The organism is Acinetobacter cumulans, from assembly GCF_003024525.3.
In the GTDB taxonomy this organism is placed as follows: domain Bacteria; phylum Pseudomonadota; class Gammaproteobacteria; order Pseudomonadales; family Moraxellaceae; genus Acinetobacter; species Acinetobacter cumulans.
Window position 1 is genome coordinate 3,036,705 of the sequence record NZ_CP035934.2, and the last position, 22,015, is coordinate 3,058,719.

Here is a 22,015-nt window from a genome sequence, read left to right on the forward strand (position 1 = left end):
TGGCAGGTGCCTATGGATTTTATTCTGTTTTTAGTTTTTGCAGGTGTGGTGTTTTATTTTAACCAAATCAAACCACGCCAAAATCAGCGCGCGAACACGGAGCTCGAGGAACGTGCACCCCAACAGGTGCTACGCCAAAAACCGATCAAAATAGAAACATCATCACCAAGCCCTACCACATACTCGCGTCAGACGATTGAACGCCCACGCATGCCTCCTTTACACGGCATTGAAATATCAGCAACCCAATGCCGACGCCTAGGTAAGGATGATCCTTCAGTGATTGCAGCCCAGTTAAATAAAGCGTACTCGACTGGCACAGGCCATCCCCCTTCTTTCTTTGATCAGCTTAAACAGCAGTTAGAAAAAGTGGCTCAATCTGCCCAAGAGCATAGTCACTCAACATCCCCGACAGCGCCAACCTTAAGCAAACAACTCCATAAAATCTTTGATGATTTATTTTCCGAGCAACGCCCACGCTAAATTCAGCGTATATAACCTTATAGACTCAGAACTAAACGCAGTTACTGCTTGCAATACCAGCAAATAAAACGCTATAAAATCAATACTATTCAATCATTCACACACAACTGAAGTGACACTATGAATGTCGGTATCTTGTTATTTAATGAAGTAGAAGTCTTAGATTTTGCAGGCCCTTTTGAAGTCTTTTCAATTTGTAGCAATGCAGAGCAAAAAAAATTATTTAATGTATTTACTGTATCTGAGCACGCTCAAATTAGTGCTCGCAATGGATTGCAAATCACCAGCCATTACACCTTAGACACTGCCCCGCATATTGATATTCTTGTGATTCCAGGTGGACTTGGGGCCGAAACTGTCGAAATGTATAACGTGCCACTCAGACAATGGCTACTGCAGCGTCATGCACAGGCTCAACTGACTTTTTCGATTTGTACAGGTGCATTTATTTTGGCAGAAGCTGGTTTGCTAAATGGTTTAAAAGCCACAACACACTGGATGGACATTGCACGTCTCACGCAAGATTATCCGCACATTGAAGTACTCAGCGATGTGAAATATGTTGATGAAGGCAAAATCATTACTGCTGCGGGGATTTCTTCGGGGATCAATGCATCGCTTTATATTGTGGCCAAATTGCATGGCTTAGAGATTGCGAAGCAAACAGCAAAACGTATGGAATATGATGCAGCATTTGTTTAAGTAGATGTTGAAGAAGAATTTAACCTACTAGAAAATACACCGAAATAAAAAGGGAGATAATCATTCGAATATCCCCCTTTTTTGTGCTTTGCATAGCCACGTTTGGCATTTTTCTTTCGATCTACAAAAGTTTGGCTTTTGTTAAAATCGTTCATGTGTTTTGCCACAAAGTTGCGAACTTCAACTTCAGGCAGGACTTTTTTCTTTGCCATTTGCATTCACCTTTTTGCCTATGTAGCACCCTCGTGCTGTAGTGCATATATTGGGCAATTTTTGGCAAATTTCAAGCCTTATTTTAAATGCCTTTAAAATAAGCTCGCATAGACTGGCGCCATTACATTCAGTTCTTTATACAACAGACTGACCGCCAAAAAGCCCATTACACAGGCCAAGCTACGTACCAGCATTTTCTGTACATGTAGCGGTTTGAGCACTTTCTTTAAACTGAGCGAACAGAAAATATAAAGCCCGCCAATGAATGCCAAAGTCAGCAAAGTCACAGACATCAGCATCGGGCTTTTTTCCTGCAAAGACACCGAACCAAAAATTGCTGGTACCAAAGCCAAATAAAAAGAAATGGTTTTCGGATTACTCAAGGTAATCAGCAAACCATCTTTATAGGCCGAAAAGGTTTTACCCAAATTCATTTCATTTGAGCTTGCCAATAAATCGCCTTTAAAAGTCCAAAACTGGTAAGCCAAATACAGCAAATAACAGCTTGAAAAAATAATTAAATAAAATGAAAAATTCGGGCTGAGCTGATTGATATAACTTAATAAAAAAATCGATGCTGATAGATAAAGCATATCTGCTGTCATCAGGCCCAAGAGCATGACCATCCCAGCTTGATAACCTTGCGATAAGGTTTTAAACATGAGACCTGTCATACCCGGCCCTGGCAATAAAGCAGCCAAAAATAAAGTAAAAATATAAGTCGAAAGCTGTGTGAAATGTTCCATTTTGCAAAGGTATGATGAGCAATGAATGGCACTATTTTTGAATAATTTTATGGGTAAAACTGATCTATTTATTTTATAAAAAGCACATAAAAGGGTATAAATAACCTATAAATTTATTTTTAAGGTAATTTATACCAATGAGCCTTTTAGACAAGACAGATGCCAAAATTTTAAAAATCCTGCAAGAAGATTCCCGTACCACCAATGCGGAACTAGCCGAACAGATTGGTATGTCGACTTCACCCTGCTGGCGTCGGGTCAAACAGCTTGAGGACACGCAAGTGATTAAAGGCTATGGCGTCTTATTAGACCGTAAAAAAATTGGTCAAGGCGTGATGGTGTTTATCCGCGTGTCGATTGATAGCCATAGCGAAAAAGAAGCCAAAAAATTTGAAGAACGTGTGACTGAGCTGGAGCATGTGGTCGCGTGTTATAGCGTGGGCGGTGATGCAGATTTCTTGCTGCAAGTCGTATCACCGGATTTAGACACTTATGCTGAGTTTTCGATGTCGACGATCCGCCGCTTACCCGGCATTAAAGAAATGCAGAGTATTTTTGTGCTGAAAGAAATTAAGCCTTTCTTGGGCTATCCGATTCACAGTCAGAAATAAAATACTGACTGAAGCCCTCTCCCTAACCCTCTCCCAAAGGGAGAGGGAATTCCAAAGTATTTAGCTTGCAAAAGCCCGTTCCAACAAACGCTCTACATCGACCATTTTGGCATCCAGCATCCCCACCACTTGCCCATGTTTCTCACTATAACGGCTTTGAATAAAGCCATCTGCCACAAAGTCTGGTGCATAGCGTTTGAGTAATACCGCTTGTGCCAAGACCGTTAAACGGCTGACCAAACTGCGCCCCATAAATTGTAAATCTTCAGGCGATTGATGGAACAATCTGAATAATTCCTGCAATTCTGTTTGCAAAGTTTCATCGGTACCTGCTGTACTGGCTAAATCTTTAAACAGTACTCCAATGGATTCAGGATCACGTCCAATGGCACGCAGTACATCCAAACACATGACATTGCCTGAACCTTCCCAAATGGTATTTACAGGCGCTTCTTTAAAGATGCGTGCCATGATGCCGTTGTCGACATAGCCATTGCCGCCAAAGACTTCCATCATCTCACCGGTCAGTTCCACCGCACGCTTACAAATCCAAAACTTGGCTGCTGGGGTCATGATGCGTTTCCACGCCACAGACAAGGCATCATCCGATTCGTAGCACTGCGCCAAATGGAAACTGAGCTGCGTCGCTGCTTCACTTTCTAAAGCCAAATCTGCCAAGACTGCACGCATGAGCGGTTGTTCAATCAGATGTTTACCAAAAGCCTGACGCTGACGGGTATAGGCAATGCATTGCACCAAAGCTTGACGAAGCATGGCGCTCGAACCGACCGAACAAGTCAGACGGGTGTAATTCGCCATTTCAATAATGGTTGGAATGCCGCGCCCTGCCTCACCAATCATAATGCCCCATGCATTTTTGAATTCGACTTCCGAGCTTGAATTCGAGCGGTTACCTACTTTTTCTTTCAGGCGCTGTACTTGAATATTATTCTTGGTGCCATCTTCCAGCCAGCGCGGTACAAAGAAACAGGCCAAGCCATCTTGTTCGGTTTTTGCCACCACCAAATGCGCATCACACATCGGCGCAGAGAAAAACCATTTATGCCCCGTGAGTAAATAAGCCTTGCCTCGTCCTGTTTCTGCCACAGGCACAGCGATGGTTTCATTGGCGCGTACATCCGAACCGCCCTGCTTTTCGGTCATGCCCATACCGAGCCCAATCGACTTTTTCTGTGCAATCGGCACATCACGTTCATCGTATTCAGTCGATAATAGTTTCTCGCCAATTTTCGCCCACAGTTCAGGCTCACGTTGAATGAGCGGAATACTGCCGAGCGTCATGGAGTTTGGGCATAAGTTACCGCATTCGACCTGACCTGCAAGATAAAAACGTGCTGCCCATTCCACCCATTTAGTCTTAGAATTTGGCTGATTAAAAGGATGTGCATGGGTATCAAACCGGCGGTTGAGTCCCATCCATTTATGCCATGAGGGATGAAACTCGATAAAGTCAGTACGGCGTCCACGGGCATCGAAGGCATGTAAAATAGGCGTGTGTTTATTGGCTAAAGCCCCATGCTGAAAGTATTCGCTCGAACCTGCGACTTTGCCCATTTCGCATAAAGTCGGCTGATCATGGCTGCCGTAGCGTTTTAAGATTTCGTGTAAAACCGTATCGCTTGAAAATAGATTGTAGTTGTCCAGTTCATCAAATTGGTTGCTGATTTGATGTGTCATCCATGTCTGTTCTAATGTATTCATCGTCTATATTTTCCGCTTGTTCTTGTTGGCTTTTCATTTCAGTATAGAGAAAATTTAAAGCCTAGGCGTTCGGTTTTCAGCGCTTAAAAATATGAAGCATTCAGCCATTCAAATACGGCGTAAGCCACGTCAATCACGGGCCAAACTGACCCAAGAAGCCCTACAGGACAGTTTTGTTCGGCTTTTGCATGAGCGCCCTGCCAGTCAAATTACCATTCGGGAGATTACCGACCTTGCAGGCGTGGGCTTGGGAACTTTTTATGAGTATTTTTCTAAGAAGGAAGATTTGATTGCGCTGACCATTCATTTGCATGTGAAACACAATGCGGAAAGCTTAAAAAGTTATGCACAAAGCTTGATCAAGTTATCCACAGATTTGGATGTTCAGGCGTATTTGGAGCAAATTATTCACTTTCAAATTGAGCAAATTCAAGCACAGCAATTTTTATGGTCACAGGTGTTTTTGTTGGAACGGCAAATTTCAGATATTGAAAGTTACCGTAAGAGTTATGCCATGATGGTGCACATGTGGCAGAGCATTCTTGAACCGTTTATTCAGAATGATGAACAACTCAATAAGTCGATGGCTTTAAATATGCAACGAGTGTGTTATGGCTTTGTGTCGCAGACTTTATTGATTGAGCCTGAGTTTTGGGAGTGGCAACAGCTTGAAAAGGATATATTAAAATCAATTAAATAAACTAGAAAATTAAATTAATAAAAAATTCAAAAGCTTAAACAACAATCATATTTACAATAACTTAAAACAAACAAATCTAAATAATTTGCCATAAAACCTAAATCTACAATGTGAAAAAATACTAATCTTTTCGCGTTTTACATACCTTTCATCACACTCTAAATATGTTCGTGTTTAAAAGGTTGAATACTCTCTTAATGCATACTTTGGACCCCCCCTATTATAAATAAGTTCATCTATTCACTTTTATTACCAACGACATTATTGATTAGCGCATGTGGAGGTGGCGGTGGCAGCTCAAATGACACCAATATAGAATCACCGACAACACCAACGCAACCGCCCGTAACTACGCAAAATATTCTAAGCTTTCCCATCACTCAATTTAAAATAAATAAAGTGGATATTGGCACACAAGCAGATATTTTTTCGATTCAACAAAATAATCAATCACTGTTGAATACTCTTATTTCAGAAGAGTCCAAAACATTGTATCAACAAAATACCAATTACAATCCTAACTGGCTTGGATGGCAAGAATTCATTCTTACTAAGAATAAACTCTACTATTCTGCAAATAGTCAGCACCCTCTTTACGTGATTAAAAATGCAGATTCAGTCCTAGAGCTAGCCTATGATGTGGATGGTAAAGGCTTAAAATCTACGATTAAGTTTAAGAATATTTCGATTGCTAACGAAACTGTAAATTCAAAAAAGATCACAACAGACTTGTTTAATAACTATATTCATTCAGATCTGAATGATGCTAACTTTATTAAACTCAGCAATGCAATTAATGCTTTATCTTTCAAATTTGATCAAGATGCTGTCTGCCATCAATACTTATCTAAACAATTCAATCAAGCCAATATTATTTTTTCTGAAAGCCAAGGAAATGACAAAAAAACTTTAGAAGATTGGAAGGCTGAACAAGCAGCTCTCAAAAATACAATAGTTGAAGCAACGTGGGCAAACCATAAAGTTGCTTATGTGGTAAGTAGTCCAGATCAAAACTTTTATATTGGGCTAGGCTACCGTCAAAATGCTGCGATTGAAAAAGATGGCAAATTGTATGAAGGACTTTATGATGATGCGCGTGTTTATGATTATCGTGAAGAATATGATAGTTCAGTACAGTTTTCCGCGGGCATTTGTCAGGCCTTCAATTCATCTGCTGCTGCAACCTTATATCAAGCAATATTAACACTACCTAAACAGTCATAATTGTTGTTGATACAACAAGAAAAAAACCGCCCTTTCAGGCGGTTTTTTACATTTCAGTGAAAATTACTTCACATCAAAACGGTCTGCATTCATCACTTTCGTCCAAGCAGCAACAAAGTCTTTTACAAACTTCGCTTTGTTGTCGTCTTGCGCATACACTTCTGCATACGAACGTAAAATCGAGTTAGAACCGAATACTAGGTCTACACGCGTTGCTGTGTATTTCGTTTCACCTGTTGCACGGCTTACGATGTTGTACGAGTTCTTACCTGTAGGCTTCCAGTTGTAAGCCATATCCGTCAAGGTCACGAAGAAGTCATTGCTTAATGTACCCACGTTGTCTGTGAACACACCCGCTTTAGAATCACCGAAGTTCGCACCAAGTACACGTAAACCACCAATCAGCACAGTCATTTCAGGTGCAGTTAAACCAAGCAATTGTGCACGGTCTAATAACAGCTCTTCAGGCTGAACAGCATAATCCGCTTTTACAAAGTTACGGAAACCATCTGCTTTAGGCTCAAGGTCAGCAAATGAATACGCATCAGTTTGCTCTTGCGTTGCATCACCACGACCCGATGTGAACGGAACTGCAATGTCTACGCCTGCTGCTTTCGCTGCTGCTTCAACTGCTGCTGTACCACCTAGTACGATTAAGTCTGCAATACTTACATTTGCCGCAGAAGCCGCTTTGATTTCTTCAAGCTTCGCTAAAACTTTCGCTAAACGCGCTGGTTCGTTGCCTTCCCAGTCTTTTTGTGGCGCTAAACGGATACGTGCACCATTTGCACCGCCACGGAAGTCAGAACCACGGTAAGTACGTGCGCTGTCCCATGCAGTTGCGATGAGTTCAGCAGCAGATAAACCGCTGTTTAACAGTTTAGCTTTCAAATCCGCAACGTCTGCATCAGACAATGCTGTACCTGCAGGAATTGGATCTTGCCAGATTAAATCCTCAGCAGGTACATCAGCACCTAAGTAACGAGATTTAGGGCCCATGTCACGGTGTGTCAATTTGAACCAAGCACGTGCAAAGGCATCATCAAGCTCTGCAGGGTTGTTGTAGAAACGCTCTGCAATCGCACGGTAAGCAGGGTCAAATTTCAGCGCCATATCGGCATCTGTCATCATTGGGTTACGGCGTACATTCGGGTTGTGCGCATCAACAGGTTTATCTTCTTCTTTGATGTTGATCGGTTCCCATTGTTTCGCGCCTGCTGGGCTGAGTGTTTTTTCCCACTCATAAGTGAACAGTAAATAAAGGAATTCGTTATCCCATTTGTCAGGATGCGTTGTCCAAGCACCTTCTAAACCGCTGACCATGGTATTTGCACCATTGCCTGTGCCTTCAGAGTTGTGCCAGCCTAGACCTTGGAATTCAACGTCCGCGCCTTCAACATCTGCACCTAAATTTTCAGCTTTACCATTACCATGTGCTTTACCAACTGTATGACCACCTACGGTTAAAGCTACAGTTTCTTCGTCATCCATACCCATACGGTCGAAAGTGACACGCATATCTTGCGCGGTACGCAGCGGATCTTGAACACCGTCTACACCTTCAGGGTTCACGTAGATCAATCCCATTTGCACTGCAGCCAATGGGTTTTCTAGTGATTCACGGTTGTCATCATCGCCATAACGGTTTTCAGTTGGCGCTAACCATTGTTTTTCTTCGCCCCAGTAAATGTCTTTTTCTGGGTGCCAAATGTCTTCACGTCCGCCACCAAAACCAAAAGTTTTTAAGCCCGCAACGTCGTATGCAACCGTACCAGCCAAAACGATTAAATCACCCCAAGAGATTTTGTTACCGTATTTACGCTTGATTGGCCAAAGTAAGCGGCGGCCTTTGTCTGTATTGACGTTATCTGGCCAGCTGTTGAGTGGCGCAAAACGTTGGTTGCCTGTGTTCGCACCGCCACGGCCATCTTGCTTGCGGTAAGAACCCGCTAAGTGCCAAGCTGTACGTACGAACATACCAATATAGCTACCGTAATCTGAAGGCCACCATTCTTGACTACTGTTAATTAAATCGCGGAGGTCTGCTTTTACCGCTTCAAGATCAAGTGATTTGAAAGCTTCTGCATAGTTAAAGTCAGGATCTAAAGGATTGGTTTTCTTATCGTGCTGCGAAAGAATGTCTAGGTTTAAGGCATTCGGCCACCAAAATGCATTATTTGTCGTATCTTGCGTGGTCTGTGCACCTGATTGGTGAAATGGGCACTTGCCTTGCGTATTCTGTGTCATTGTAAAGCTCCAAATAATTATGAAGTAATGTTTCGAACCGTATAAATCTTTAATTCCAGTTTTAACTTAACCTTTTTAGGTGACAATATGAAGTGAGTTTTACGAATAAAAACAATCGTTTTATTCAATTTAAGACATTAAAAATAAATGAATTTTTGTTTTTCATAGATTTAGATTTCTGCATGTATTTAAAATTCAACACTGATGGTTATTTTGCAATATTATTTATATAAGCCATATTAGAAATTTTTAAAAAAAATCAAAAAATTGATTCCCCAAAATCATCATATTTCTAGTTTTCTTTAAAATAAAACTATTGATATTCAAGTATAAAATGATAAAAAGGTGCTCTGCGATGCAATACAATATTGAAAAGATTATCCAGCAACATAACATTATTTTATTCGATGCAATTTGCGTACTTTGTAATGGCTGGGCCAAGTTTTTAATTCAAAATGATACGCAGCAAAAATTTAAATTGGCTTCTGTCCAATCGCCTCTTGGGGAAGCGATTTTAAAATATTATGCAATGTCGACAGTGGATTACACCACGATGGTGGTTATTTTCAATGGACAACGCTATCTCGAATCTACAGCTTTGCTCAAAGTCATGCAGCACCTAGGCATGCCCTATTCGCTACTCAGTGCAGGCTATGTGGTTCCTCAATTCATCCGTGATTTTTTATATCGGCGTGTCGCACTGAATCGCTATCAATTGTTTGGTACAACCGACTATTGCATGTTGCCATCCACAGACAACCAACAGCATTTTTTAGAATATGCCATCCATGACTAAACTACATCGACACATTCTGCTAGGCATTCATGCCACGCTAGCGACTTTATGGATCTATCAGGGCTTGGTGCCTAAAATTTTAGTACAAGCTCCAGATGAATTACGTATTTGGGCACTGCAAGGCGTCACTGCAGATCATGCGGTCATACTCATGCAAATGTCAGGTTGTGCTGAAATTATATTTGGGCTGTTGTTTTTTATCTTGAGAAAAAGTTTGTGCTTACATGCACTCAATTTACTGGCGATGCTACTTTTAAGCGGATTAATTGTATGGCTCGATCCAAGTTACTTTTTGCAGGCTTTTAATCCATTGGTGATGAACCTCGCAATGGCAACACTTTCGATGATTGCCATTGCGCTCATTCAAGATGCGAAAAATACAGACTTAAACCGTTAAGCGTTTTCCTTCACGGATGCAAATAAACGGATTCATCAACTTAGACGATTTCTGACGTGCTTTTTGTAAGTCCTCTTCTGGCTGCTCACGGCTCTCATCTGTGAGCTGGAAAGTACGGTAATGAATCGCCAAAGAACATTTGGCATGTAAGTCTTTATGCGCTTGAAATGCTTCATCAGGATTCATGTGCAAATAACGCATCAGCAAACGTGGCTCGTATGCACCAATTGGCAACAATGCTATCCGTGGCGCGCCATATTTGGCAAAGATGTCTTTAAAATGTGGTGAATAGCCTGTGTCACCGGCAAAAAAGCAATGATCCTGTCCATTCAGCACAGAGAAACCGCCCCATAATGCGCGGTTTTGATCACGCAAGCCTCGACCCGAACCATGCTGAGCTGGGGTATATACAAATTTTAAATCACCCAATAATGCCGACTGCCACCAATCCATTTCATAGACTTGGAAATGCTCTGGCAAATAATAACCATTGCCCAAACCTGTATAAATTGGCATGGCAAAGCGTTCATGTAACCAATTTAAACTGGCAATGTCCATGTGATCATAATGATTATGACTCAGTAAAACAGCATGAATTTCTGGCAGTTCTTCTAAAGCAATCCCAGCAGGACAAACCCGACGTGGTCCACTGCCCTGTTTCGGACCTGCATATTCAGCCCACACAGGGTCTGTCAACAAGTTATAAGGGCCAATTTGAATGAGCACGGTTGCATGCCCTACAAACCACACCTGCCAATCATCTAAGCGTGCATTTGGCCTATTTTGAGGTAAAGAGCGTGACGCTTGCTCAAAGGTCGCATATTCACGCTTACGATCGACCTTCCATGTTGAGCTACGTCGCTTTAACATCCATTTAATAAAATTTGAGCGCTTATGTGCTTCAGGCGGACGCAAAGCATTTAAAAAATGCGTGCCATTAAAATGATTTGATGCAAGAAAATCAAATACAGGTTGCTGCCAAGTATGCGACAAACAACGCGCTGCAGGTAACTGGAAATTTTTATGTTCTAAATCTTGCTTCATGAATATTTCGAGTTCTTCAATGTTAAATATGCCAACTCTGACGAGTTCAACCTCTACAGTGACACCGAAAGTAGCGAATTTCAACCACCTACAGGACCTTTGTCTACGTTGAATCGATCAACTGCCATTGTACGCTAATAAAGAGTGCCATAATTTTATGTAAATTCTGTTGAATTTATGCGTCTAGACTTTGCAACATGATCAACTTTTAAGTTCTTTCAACAAGGACAAAGATCAAACACACATCGTAGGTGTTCCACATGGAACATTTTTCACCCAAACATCAAAAGAGACATAAAAAAAGGAAGTCTCAGACTCCCTTTCCTTCACCACCGTATATTATTTGGCAAAATACTGCTCGCGCCACTCTTTCCAAAAATACAGCACAATACCAAACATCACCACAGCAATCCCCAGTACAGCATTAGCACTAATGTGTTCGCTATTTAATGTTGCGCCTAATACCAGTGCAATAATTGGCGTCATCACATTACTTAAAGACACGGTTGAAGCCGCTAGGCGTTTGATCAGCCAGAAGTAGCACAGCATTGCCACAATAGATGACAAAATCATGGTAAACAAGAAACCAATGATGGCATTACTACTTGGTATTTCGGTTGGAAAATGCTGCCAAATAAATGGAATCAGCAGTAATGAACCCAGTGCAGATACCATAAGTGAACCTGTCGCCTGTGACATCGGCTTCAAAGGTGCATTAATTTGTTTCACCCAAAAAATCGAACTGATGTATGACACCATACTGATCAGCATCAATACCACGCCCCACGGATTGACCTTGCTGTTGGCAGAATCTAAAAAGACAAAACTCAAGCCACCGACGGCAACCGCCATGCCCAGCCACTGCAACCACACCAGTTTATGCGTTTTTAAAATCACATGCCCAATCAGGCCTGCAATGAGCGGTGAGAAACCAAAAATCAGCGCCATCAAGCCAGAGGTCAAATAATTGGCAGCCAAATAAATAAACAGCTGCGCGCCAATCAAATTTAGACTGCCTGCTACGTAACTCTGTAGCGATACTTTGTCAAAAGGCAGCGGATTACGCATGACCGCTAAAATAACCAAAGCAATGACACATGCGCCAAAGTAGCGGATGATCAGCACCCACATTGGATGCACTTCTGCCACACTCCATACAATTGCAAGCGGCGTCGCTGCCCAAATCAACACCAGCAAAGCATAAATACTTGCCGTGACCATCATGGGAGAGGAATTAGAGTTCATAAATGGTTCTATCGCAATATAAATTCAGAAGCATTGCAGCACAGAAAATCCACCCAAAATCTATTCCGCGTGGTGGCATGGATGCCACCGATAAGCTGAGATATAGGGATATACCTTCAGCTTATCGAAAGATTTTTGTCACTTTTGATCTCTCAAAAGTGAGGCTTCACCTGCGCGTGAGCAGTTACCCATGACACAAAATTTGAGGTTTTGATATTCTCATCATCATTGAAAAGTAAGACATACCTACGCAATGCCATTAAAAATTAAAATGCAAATTGCGGTCATGCCTCAATCATCAAAAAATATAGCCATAAAAAAGCAGACCTAGGTTGCCCAAGGTCTGCCCTTTTGTAAACTCATTAATAACGCAAAGGTTATTTCACGAGTTTACGAAGATCTTGGCTTAGATCTAAATATTTATCAGCTTCAAAAGCTGCATTCTTGCTGATCAACTTTTTAAGATGACGCATTTCTTTAGCCGCATTTACAGTAATACCGCCAACGATCACACCGTCAGTCACACCGAACAATACGAAAGAAGATTCCGCGCGTTGTTCCGCATTGATTTCACCGCGAACAAGCCATTCAGTCGCAGCCATATCACCAACAAATTGATAGTTGATGTCTAACTGGTCTGTCCAGAACCATGCAGGGTTTGGCGTAGGATGCTCAACACCCATCACATGACGTGCGAAGATGCCTGCTTGAAGGTTGGCATTTTCCCAAGTTTCCACACGGCGGTGGTTACCGCAGTCACGAAGCTGAGTTGCAACGTCACCTGCTGCATAAATGTCAGCATTTGAAGTTTGGCAGTTTTCGTTGACTTTAATTGCAAGGTCAACGTCTAAACCAGCTTCAGTCGCAAGCTGTGCATTTGGCACGATACCAATACCGTAAACCACTGCATCGGCACGAAGCTCTTCACCACTGCCTAAAGTCACAACGATTTCTTCGCCATCCAATTTGCAATCTGCAATTGAAGTTTCAAGGCGTACATCAACACCAGCAAGGCGCTGCTGTGCCAATAAGAATTCGCTCAATACACGTGGAGATGAACGACCCATCACCATTGGACCCATTTCAATCACTGTAACGATACAGTCTTTGAAACGTGCAGATGAAGCAAGCTCTAAACCAATTACACCGCCACCGATCAAAATAATACGACGGCCAGCTTGTAATACTGGAACTAGCGCTTGTGAATCTTCAAGATTACGCAGTGTATAAACGTGTTTACCCAACGCATCAAAGTTTGGTAAACGACGCGCAGCACCGCCAGTCGCTAGAAGCAACTTGTCATAAGCAGCAAGGTCACCGTTTTGAAGTTCAACAGTCTTCGCGTCTGCATTGATTTTCACAACGCCATTGCCGCGAATTGTCTCTACACCAAGATCAGTCAGTTTTTCTTCTGACAAAATTTCGATTTTGGTTTCTTCAGGTTTTAGAATCACGTCTTTTGATAATGGCGGACGCTCATAAGGAAGATGCGTTTCATCACCAATTAAAATGATTTTGCCTTCGTATTTGTTCCCACGAAGTTCTAAAATCGCGCTCGCACCTGCTTGACCAGCACCTACGATTACAACGGTTTCAATATTGCTCATATCTCTTAACCCTTTAACTCTGCAGATACGATGCCGAAGCCCGCAATCCACTCGCTAATATCTTCATAACAGTGAGTCGTCATTTCGTACTCACCGATTTCGTGAAGGGCTGCAAATGCTGCCATCCAAGAACGAACTTCTTGACCACCACGGCCACCGTCACGACGGATTTCATCTTCTTTCATTGCTTCCATTGCAGCGAAATCAGCATTCTTGAATTTCTCAAGCAATGCGATATCCCACTCAGGACTCAATGGCACAGCAACAGAAGTATCACCCGCAGCCAATTTTTGACCTACAGCAATAATCTTCGCTTGACGTGCATTACGTGCCTCTTCCGTTGGGTTACGGCCTGCAATCAGGAACTCTTCCACTTCTGGCGGTACAGAACCCATTTGCGGTGTAGGCGGATCGTGTGAAAGACCGCCAGTACCCAATACAAGAACACGCTCGTTTTCAAGGTTTAAAGACTTGATAAACTGACCTACAGCACGGCCCAAAGCGATGGTACGCTTTGTGGTTGGCATTGGTGCTGCAGCGCCATTAATAAATACTGGAATCGTTGGGTAACGATCAAGTTTGCCTTCACATAAGAAATGTAATGGCTGAGTCACACCATGATCCGCTTGCATACGGTATGAGTACGCAACGTCAACACCTTCATCAAGTACACGGCGAACCATAGCCAAAGCTTTGTCTTCAGGTACATCAATGTGGTCATTGTCTTTACCATAATCCCAGTCGCCTGCTGCTTTGGCACGAATACCCACGCAGAAACTTGGCATAAGGTCATAGAAGAAACCATTAAAATGGTCTGGACCAAACGTGATGATTAGGGTTGGGTCGTAAGCTTTTACTTCAGCAGAAAGTGTTTCAAATGCAGAACGGACTTTTTGTTCTTGCGCTTGATCTTGCGGTGAAGCAAATTCCATCAAAGGACTGTGCGATGCACAAATAAGTTTAACGGCCATGAGAGACTCCAAAAAGGAAGGCAGCTAATGGTTAGCTGCCGATAAGTCCATTTAAGACTAGATTTTTATTCGTCAAAGAATCCCGCACGTGGCTGACGTAAGCCGCGAATACCAAGACCGCATTCTGCATTAATCAGAACACCAGTCAGCGGACGGTTATTTTGACGAGATGCCAAGAGCACATAAGAACCTGTCATTTCTGCCGGTTCAGGTAAGAAATTCAGTGGCATACCACGTGCGATTTTCTCAGGATCACGTGCATCTAATAAGCCAAGGTTTTCTTGACCCAAAGATGCAGCACCTTTGATATTCACATTCATACCTGATGGTGCAACAGCGTTCACTCGTACTTTAGGCGCAAGTTCATAGGCTAATTCTTTCATAATACCCACACCAGCATGCTTAGATGCAGTATATACAGGGCCTCCGCCAGCGGAGTACAGTGCCGAATTAGACAAAGTAAATATGATAGAACCTTCAGAAGCGATCAATGCATCAAGCGCAGCCTTTGCACCTAAGATGAGCGATTTGGTGTTAATACCCATAATCTCATCAAAGGCTTTTTCTAGCTGCTCGCCAGAAGTATTGACGATATCTGCATAGTGATCCCAGATACCGGCATTACCTACGAAACAGTCGAGTTTACCGAAACGCTCTACAGTTGCTTGAACTGCACGAACGTTATCCGAATAGCTGGCTACATCACCTTCAATTGCAAGAACCTTACCACCAAAGTGCTCATTCAATGCATCCACTTTTGCCTTTGAACGTTGAAGAACGGCCACTTGTGCACCTTCTTCTAAGAAACGTTCAACCAAAGCCCAGCCTAAACCAGAACCACCACCAGTAATAAGTGCAACTTCGCCTTGTAGCCAACCCATGATTACTCTCCTGCCATCTCTACGTATAAAGCACCATCTTCAACAATCACAGGGAATGTCTTGATAGGATCTGTTGCTGGTAAGCATAATGCTTGACCAGTTTTCAAACAGAATCGAGCCGAATGAAGTGGACATTCAACAGTGCCATCATCTTCAAGGTAACCTTCAGACATTGAAGCATTACCATGTGAACAACGGTCATTCATCGCGAAAAATTCGCCATTGTTGTTGAATACTGCAAGCGCATCGATACCGTTAACGCCGCAATCTACTTTCAATGCTTCGCCTTCGTCTAATTCGTCAACTTGGCAAACAAAAATCTTATTCATTAGAAGAACACGCTCAGGTTATGTGAGTTGTAAGTCACCTGATCAAGGGTAATCTTACGGTTGAAGATTTCGAACCCTTGCTCAGTGTCGACTTTGCGGATCTTGTCGTGACGCTTACCACAGTAGATTGTTACATCTTTCTCTTTCTGGGTACGGTACAACAAGTACGTTACGTAAACGTCGTATTCGCCTTCAACTTCTGTCGCTTCAACAATCACATTTGAAACCATGTGTGTTGTACGTGAAGGAGGTTCTTCAGCCCAAGCCATACCTGTTTCTAAACGAGCTACACGGCGTTCCAACAAATCTTTAGTATCATTAAATACCCAAGTTGTTGGCGGCTCAATCGAACGACGACGGTCACGTGTTTGCGCGTTTGGTGTTGTGCGTAGCGTATAAGAAATATCTTCCGCTAATACAGCTAACCAATCACGGAACTTCCAATCGTCAAGCAATTTTGCTTCACGATAAAGAAACTGACTAATTTGATGATGAAGTTCTAAACTCACTTGACTCATTTCATAAGCTCCTTCTCATATTCGTCAGCCGCAGCTTCAACGTCTTCCCATTTTTCATGAATCAATAGATCTGCCCAACGACGGTACATACCACGTGCTGCAGTTTCTGAGAAAATGTAGTTGGTAATACCTGGAATGCCGTCTTCACGTACTTTCTCGTTGCCTTTACCCATTTCCATAATGAGTTTGTTTTGACGCGCTTTATAACCACGTAAAACTTTTTGAATCTCAATCCAGTTCTCAGAGTCATCTTGCTCTAGGAAACCAGCTGGACCAAATGCACGTGTTGCAGAACGTTCAAATGCTTCTTTCACTTCTTGTGATGCTTCAGCGTCTGCAATACAGAATGCCCAAACTTCAGTTTTGTTTGGACCACGTGGGTGCCATACGCGAAGTGTTGCAGTACCGTTTAACCAAGACAATGTTGGGAACATGGTGTTATGACCTGCAAGACGTAATGCACGTACTTCACCTAAACGCTCTTTAACTTCTTCATAAGTTTCACGGAAGTAGTTTGCAACTTCACCGTCTACCCATACGTTAGCATCTGGCTTTTCTGTAAAGAAGAAACCTGAACCATGACCGCGTGAACCGTATTGGATCGCGTCTTTCGCAGTTTCCCAAACTGGACGTGCAGTTTGCGCAGCGCCTAATTTCTTAGAAGCTTCGTCGTCTGGTTTCGCGCCAAGTACTTGAATTGCAGATGCGTGAGAGAACAATGCGTGGTATTGGTCAGATGCAAACTGTTCAGCTGCAAATTTCCAGTTACACTCGATTTCCCACTTGTGTACACCACCAATAATTTCTGTACCACCTGGACGACGGTCTAAAACGCCATCTAAGTACCAAGCGATATCGCCCATGTATTCTTCTAGGTCAGGTGTTGTTTCATCCCAACATGCGAATACTAAGCCTTTGTAGGATTTAACACGGGTAACTTCAACCAGACCCCATTGCTCTTTACAAGCGCCATGCGGGAAAGCACGGTCTTCAAGTGGGATGTCTTTAAGTGAACCGTCAATACCGTATGACCAGCCGTGGTATGGGCAAGTGAACGCACGTGTGTTACCACAGTCTGCGAAGCTTACGCGCATAGAACGGTGACGGCATTGGTTTAAGAATGCTTTGATTGAACCGTCTTTTTGACGTGCAACAATAATTGGATCTTCACCCATGTAGGTATTGAAGAAATCCCCAGCCTTAGGAATTTGGCTCTCATGGCAAAGGAACAACCATGTACGACCGAAAACACGCTCTAATTCTAATTCGTAGATATCAGGATCTGTATAGATAGATGGCGTAATACGTCCATTTTGTGCATCGACCAAAGCATCGATTTCGCGCACATCAATTTTTCCACTCATGAAAAGCTCTCCTGTGGCCACTTAGGTCACAAAACAAATAGACTCAACTTTCCGACGATGATGGATTTTCACTGAGTTTTGCGGAAATATTTTTTTTGTTTTAATTAAGAGCTTTCACCAATTATTAGAATAGATATTTTTGATATACGCTTTCAATAAAACCCGCCAAGGCCATTTATTTTCTAAATGGCAAAATCAACTTCACGACATAGTTGTTTATAGATTATACTGACTTGAACTCATAGTAAGACATTTTTTGGATTACTCCTAGGCTAGATATATGGAATTACGACACCTTCGCTATTTTATAACCGTTGCTGAAGAATTAAACTTCAGTAAGGCAGCACTCAAACTTTATACAGCTCAGCCATCGCTAAGCCAACAGATTAAAGACCTTGAAGAAGACGTCGGTGTACAACTCCTACACCGTACGAAGCGTAAAGTAGAGCTGACTGAAGAAGGCGCCGTGTTCTTAGAACAAGCTCGCTTAACTTTGGCACAAGCAGACAAAGCCATTGCAATGGCACGTCAGGTTTCACAAGCCAAACAACAAATGCTCCGTATTGGCTTTGTCCCTGTGGCAGAGATGAAAATCTTTCCGTATGTACTGCCCAACCTACGTGTACAAAACCCTGACCTCAAAATTGAATTACTCAGCCTAAACAACGTTGAGCAAATGAAATTATTGAAAAAAGGTGAACTAGACATCACTTTTACCCGTCATAATTTCAATAGCGACGAAATTGAAAGTCAGTTCGTATTGCGTGAGCCTCTTATTTTCATTTTGCCTAAAGACCATCCTTTGGCAAAATATGATCGAATTCCAGTTAAAGCACTGAATGGCATAAATTTTATTATTCCTGCCGCAGAGCAATCACTGACCCTACATACAGCCATTTTAGACTTTGCCAAAGCCAATAATATTGAATTTAATATTGTGCAAAAAGCCGATAATATTTTGTTTAATATCAACTCAATTGGCATGGGATTGGGCTGTACAATCTTACCTGGCTACATTGCACCACTGACCATGAACAATACGGTTATTCGTCCTTTGGACATCGAACTGCCGTATCTTGATTTGTATGTCAGCTGGCGTAAAAATAGCGAATCTATTGCGGTAAACAAATTTATGGAACTGCTCACACGCGTGTTTTATTTAGATATTGCCCGCGAACAAAATTAATTTTTAATATCGTTTTACTAAAAAAATACAGCACCATTATTTCTTAAATGAATAGTGGTGCTTTTTTTTGACTGGTTTTGCCCACTTTTTATCCAAACTAGACTTAAGTCTTACTCTTTTTATGTATAAAACATCTACTCTTTATGGGAAATAACTTATAAGAAAATGTTTCCATATCTATAAACCTAGGCTTTTTTAGTCAAATTACAACTTAAGTCTAATACGCTGGTCTAAGACCTAACCCATAAATACGACCTTTTTCTTAGCGAAGTTATACAAACAAGCCCTCATTTAAAGATGCCAAGCACCCTAAATGTTACAAATAATGTTCTTTTTAAAAGCATCCGCTGAAAAAAAAAGAGTGCCGAAGCACTCTTTTTTATCCAGTTACGGCTTATTTCACGCCATGTACTGCTAAGTAGTTTTTAATTACTGTGTTAAATTCTGCCGATTTTTCAACTTGTGACCAGTGACCACATTGACTGAAAATGTGCGCATCAGCATTTGGCACAATATTTAAGATGTCCCAAGTACGTGAAACTGGGATCACCACGTCTTGTGTACCGTGAATCAAAAGTACAGGGACAGTGATGTCTTTCATTTTTTCGAAATCTAATGGGAATTCGAAACGATCACGGTCACGTGCGCCAACAACGTCCATCAAACGGTTTGATGCATAGTCATTTGCAGCAGATGCAAAACGTACTTTTACCAATTCATCAGTGATTAGGTCTTTGTTCACAACGAACATAGACAAAGTTTTCTTGATGCCTTCTTCTGTTAATACAGGGTTTGCATGTGCTTTAAGCGCTGCAGTTTGTTTCGCACCGCCCGTACCCATCGATACGATACCCAATACACGCTCAGGATAATCAAGCGCCATTTGGAATGCTAACCAACCACCTAGTGAGTTACCTACTAACCAAGTTTTTTCAATACCAAGTGCATCTAAAGTACGTACTGCATGGTCTACCCAAGCACGGATACCATAAGCTGTATTTGGTGCAACTACTGTTTGGCCATAACCAATGGTATCAATTGCGATACAACGTGCTTGCTCACCAATTTGTGGTAGGTTTAACCACCAGTTCGCAGCTGCAGATACGCCAGTACCAGAACCGTGTAAAAATAGAATCGGCGTACCTTCACCAATTTCGTGGTAATGGGTTAATTCGCCTTCAGCAGTTTCAATCCATTTATCTTCTAAACCAAAGAATGAATCTGTCGTGTATTCAGGGATTTGAACTGTGCTCATACATACTCCTCGTACAGCGTCGTACTTGCGTTTCAATCACATCCGGATTTAAACGCCAATGAATTAAATATTTTGAGTTTTACCATTGCATATTACCCGCTATCCGCGTAGCTACTGATACAAAATTACGATCATAAACAATAAAATTAATATAATTTAAATATTTGTTTTTAATGACTTATTTTTATTTCATTTCCTTAAAAAGCATCGGGTATTTTCCACTGGAATATGGATGCATAAAAAAAGGGCAACCCAATTTGGATTACCCTTTGTTTTTTAAACCTACAAATTAGAACTTATAGGTATAAGTTGTTGCTACACGGTATTCCTCTAGGTCTGGCCTATAGTCAAAGTTCGCATCAATATACATTGCTTGGAAACCTAAACCTTTCAACTTACCTTCTGGCACGGTGTAATTCACAATTAAATTCAGCTCATCAGACTTCTGATCTTTCTTACCATTGCTCTCAGCATCTTGGCCCATCATGTAAACTGCTGTCGCATTTAAACCTTTAGCGCCCATTTCTGAGAAGTCATAAGCATAAGTTAAGCCTAATGATTTTTCATTTTTCGCAGTGAATGTTGCTACACCCCAGTTCACTAAGTATGGCTGTGGTACCCAGCCACCCAATGTAGGGAAAGCATCATCACCAAACATCTGTTGGTAACCCAAGCCGACTGTATGTGAACCATAATTCACTTTTGCACCTACTGATAATGCCTGATTATCAATCGGCCCATATAAGCTATTGCCTGAATCTGCATTGTCAAAATAACGAATATGGCTATCAAATTTCGCTTTTTCACCTAATTTCGTTTTGTAGTTTAGGCCAACATAGTTTTGACGATAAATATCTTGCACATCGGCATACCAGTAGCTCCCGCCAATTTCAGGTGTAAACTGATGGTCAACACCCGCAATATACATACCGTCTGATTTTGGGCCATTATCGTAATAGCTCGCACCTTTTGCAGGAGCAAATAAAGTCAAATCACGGAATTGGTTGTCATAACGGTTATTAATGCCGTCAATATAAGCCAAGGTCAATTTTGTGTCTTTAATGTCTTTAGACTCTAACCATGCACCACTAAATGTAGTGAGTAGTTGACGCGATGGGTCAAAGACTAAAACTGGAGAAACGGGTAACAATTCACCTACTTTCAATTCTGTTTTAGCTACTTTTGCTTTTAAGGTCGCACCGACTTTGCCAAATTCATCTTTCGACTCTTTACCATCATGCGGCAAAATGAAGTCTGCATTTGCATCACGGCCATTGAGTTTAAAGGCATGTTGTACCAAAAGGTCTGCACCTACTTGAACACCACCACCAATATCTTGGTAACCTGATTTGGCATCCAGTGTGATGCCTTGACTCCATGAACCCCAGTTTTTGTTTGGCGTATCTTCAATTTGACGGTCTAAATAGAAATTTTTAAATTTCAATTGAACCTGACTGTCGCCAATAAAGTCTGCATGAGATGCAGTTGTCCCTAAAGTTGCTGTCGCAGCAAGCATTGCTATCCATAAGTTTTGACGACGCATGGCTCTCTTCCTAAATCATCAAATTAAGCTATGGTGCTATCATGCTGAACAATGCGAGTTTGAGAAATCAGACCACAGTATTAAGTTTTTTCGATGAATATCACATCCTGATTCATTGCGTAATTTTGACTGATTTTGTTTAGAGTTTTCAGCAATAACTGTTTTCCACTTTATTTATCATGTGGTTTAAATAAGTAAATGTTTTATCATGGTTAAAATTATTTTTTAAAG

General features: G+C 41.7%; 22 protein-coding genes. 8 read left to right on the forward strand and 14 right to left on the reverse strand.

All coding sequences use genetic code 11. From position 1 onward, the window contains the following. Positions 1 to 12: 12 nt before the first annotated feature. The gene (locus C9E88_RS14270; RefSeq protein ID WP_106985371.1) at positions 13 to 483 is read left to right on the forward strand and encodes a hypothetical protein; all 471 of its coding nucleotides are present in this window, start codon (positions 13 to 15) and stop codon (positions 481 to 483) included. Between the two features lie 120 nt (positions 484 to 603). Then, entirely contained in the window at positions 604 to 1,185 is a 582-nt protein-coding gene (locus tag C9E88_RS14275) for a DJ-1/PfpI family protein (RefSeq protein ID WP_106985370.1), read from the forward strand. Here the strand turns inward: C9E88_RS14275 and C9E88_RS14280 are convergent. Next, positions 1,182 to 1,397, reverse strand: a complete 216-nt coding sequence (locus tag C9E88_RS14280) for a DUF7230 family protein (protein WP_106985405.1) — start codon at positions 1,395 to 1,397, stop codon at positions 1,182 to 1,184. The two genes, C9E88_RS14275 and C9E88_RS14280, sit on opposite strands and share 4 nt — an antisense overlap. 93 nt (positions 1,398 to 1,490) lie before the next feature. Next, on the reverse strand, positions 1,491 to 2,144 hold the full coding sequence (locus C9E88_RS14285) for a LysE family translocator (protein ID WP_106985369.1): 654 nt from the start codon (positions 2,142 to 2,144) through the stop codon (positions 1,491 to 1,493). A gap of 137 nt (positions 2,145 to 2,281) precedes the next feature. On the opposite strand from C9E88_RS14285, the gene C9E88_RS14290 reads away from it, so the two are divergent. Further along, a complete protein-coding gene (locus C9E88_RS14290) occupies positions 2,282 to 2,755 on the forward strand; it encodes an Lrp/AsnC family transcriptional regulator (protein ID WP_106985368.1) in 474 nt (157 codons plus the stop codon). A 60-nt stretch (positions 2,756 to 2,815) separates the two neighbouring features. Here C9E88_RS14290 and C9E88_RS14295 read toward each other — a convergent pair whose 3' ends face one another. Beyond that, entirely contained in the window at positions 2,816 to 4,477 is a 1,662-nt protein-coding gene (locus tag C9E88_RS14295) for an acyl-CoA dehydrogenase family protein (protein WP_106985367.1), read from the reverse strand. Between the two features lie 91 nt (positions 4,478 to 4,568). Here C9E88_RS14295 and C9E88_RS14300 point away from each other — a divergent pair, with 91 nt between their 5' ends. Further along, complete coding sequence (locus C9E88_RS14300) at positions 4,569 to 5,177, forward strand: TetR/AcrR family transcriptional regulator (RefSeq protein WP_106985366.1); 609 nt, start codon at positions 4,569 to 4,571, stop codon at positions 5,175 to 5,177. A gap of 399 nt (positions 5,178 to 5,576) precedes the next feature. Next, positions 5,577 to 6,401 carry a hypothetical protein gene (locus C9E88_RS14305; RefSeq protein WP_106985365.1) on the forward strand — a complete coding sequence of 275 codons (825 nt, stop codon included), beginning with the start codon at positions 5,577 to 5,579 and terminating at the stop codon, positions 6,399 to 6,401. 63 nt (positions 6,402 to 6,464) lie between these two features. Here C9E88_RS14305 and katG read toward each other — a convergent pair whose 3' ends face one another. Further along, positions 6,465 to 8,648 (reverse strand): catalase/peroxidase HPI, encoded by a 2,184-nt coding sequence (gene katG / locus C9E88_RS14310; RefSeq protein WP_106985364.1) that lies wholly within the window; start codon positions 8,646 to 8,648, stop codon positions 6,465 to 6,467. Between the two features lie 355 nt (positions 8,649 to 9,003). On the opposite strand from katG, the gene C9E88_RS14315 reads away from it, so the two are divergent. Continuing rightward, the gene (locus tag C9E88_RS14315) at positions 9,004 to 9,444 is read left to right on the forward strand and encodes a thiol-disulfide oxidoreductase DCC family protein (protein WP_106985363.1); all 441 of its coding nucleotides are present in this window, start codon (positions 9,004 to 9,006) and stop codon (positions 9,442 to 9,444) included. Continuing rightward, positions 9,437 to 9,841: a DoxX-like family protein gene (locus tag C9E88_RS14320; protein WP_106985362.1), complete on the forward strand. Its 405-nt coding sequence runs from the start codon at positions 9,437 to 9,439 to the stop codon at positions 9,839 to 9,841. The genes C9E88_RS14315 and C9E88_RS14320 overlap by 8 nt, the downstream gene beginning before the upstream one ends. Here C9E88_RS14320 and C9E88_RS14325 read toward each other — a convergent pair. From C9E88_RS14325 to hcaE, 8 genes are all read right to left on the reverse strand, one after another. Continuing rightward, entirely contained in the window at positions 9,830 to 10,885 is a 1,056-nt protein-coding gene (locus C9E88_RS14325) for an MBL fold metallo-hydrolase (RefSeq protein ID WP_106985361.1), read from the reverse strand. The two genes, C9E88_RS14320 and C9E88_RS14325, sit on opposite strands and share 12 nt — an antisense overlap. Positions 10,886 to 11,224: 339 nt before the next feature. After that, positions 11,225 to 12,130, reverse strand: a complete 906-nt coding sequence (locus tag C9E88_RS14330) for a DMT family transporter (protein WP_106985360.1) — start codon at positions 12,128 to 12,130, stop codon at positions 11,225 to 11,227. A 377-nt stretch (positions 12,131 to 12,507) separates the two neighbouring features. After that, complete coding sequence (hcaD, locus tag C9E88_RS14335; RefSeq protein WP_106985358.1) at positions 12,508 to 13,737, reverse strand: 3-phenylpropionate/cinnamic acid dioxygenase ferredoxin--NAD(+) reductase subunit; 1,230 nt, start codon at positions 13,735 to 13,737, stop codon at positions 12,508 to 12,510. A gap of 5 nt (positions 13,738 to 13,742) precedes the next feature. After that, positions 13,743 to 14,708 carry a 3-carboxyethylcatechol 2,3-dioxygenase gene (locus C9E88_RS14340; RefSeq protein ID WP_106985357.1) on the reverse strand — a complete coding sequence of 322 codons (966 nt, stop codon included), beginning with the start codon at positions 14,706 to 14,708 and terminating at the stop codon, positions 13,743 to 13,745. Positions 14,709 to 14,773: 65 nt separating this feature from the next. After that, positions 14,774 to 15,589 (reverse strand): 3-phenylpropionate-dihydrodiol/cinnamic acid-dihydrodiol dehydrogenase, encoded by an 816-nt coding sequence (gene hcaB / locus C9E88_RS14345; protein WP_106985356.1) that lies wholly within the window; start codon positions 15,587 to 15,589, stop codon positions 14,774 to 14,776. Between the two features lie 2 nt (positions 15,590 to 15,591). After that, positions 15,592 to 15,918 (reverse strand): 3-phenylpropionate/cinnamic acid dioxygenase ferredoxin subunit, encoded by a 327-nt coding sequence (gene hcaC, locus C9E88_RS14350; protein ID WP_067763933.1) that lies wholly within the window; start codon positions 15,916 to 15,918, stop codon positions 15,592 to 15,594. Beyond that, complete coding sequence (gene hcaF, locus C9E88_RS14355) at positions 15,918 to 16,436, reverse strand: 3-phenylpropionate/cinnamic acid dioxygenase subunit beta (RefSeq protein ID WP_106985355.1); 519 nt, start codon at positions 16,434 to 16,436, stop codon at positions 15,918 to 15,920. Before hcaF ends, hcaC begins: the two co-directional genes overlap by 1 nt. Next, on the reverse strand, positions 16,433 to 17,800 hold the full coding sequence (gene hcaE, locus C9E88_RS14360) for a 3-phenylpropionate/cinnamic acid dioxygenase subunit alpha (RefSeq protein ID WP_106985354.1): 1,368 nt from the start codon (positions 17,798 to 17,800) through the stop codon (positions 16,433 to 16,435). Before hcaE ends, hcaF begins: the two co-directional genes overlap by 4 nt. 280 nt (positions 17,801 to 18,080) lie before the next feature. Between hcaE and hcaR the strand changes: the two genes are divergently transcribed. After that, positions 18,081 to 18,986 (forward strand): DNA-binding transcriptional regulator HcaR, encoded by a 906-nt coding sequence (gene hcaR / locus C9E88_RS14365; protein WP_106985353.1) that lies wholly within the window; start codon positions 18,081 to 18,083, stop codon positions 18,984 to 18,986. Positions 18,987 to 19,380: 394 nt separating this feature from the next. Here the strand turns inward: hcaR and C9E88_RS14370 are convergent, their stop codons facing one another. Next, on the reverse strand, positions 19,381 to 20,241 hold the full coding sequence (locus tag C9E88_RS14370; RefSeq protein ID WP_106985352.1) for an alpha/beta fold hydrolase: 861 nt from the start codon (positions 20,239 to 20,241) through the stop codon (positions 19,381 to 19,383). 289 nt (positions 20,242 to 20,530) lie between these two features. Beyond that, complete coding sequence (locus C9E88_RS14375) at positions 20,531 to 21,784, reverse strand: OprD family outer membrane porin (protein ID WP_106985351.1); 1,254 nt, start codon at positions 21,782 to 21,784, stop codon at positions 20,531 to 20,533. Between the last annotated feature and the right edge of the window lie 231 nt (positions 21,785 to 22,015).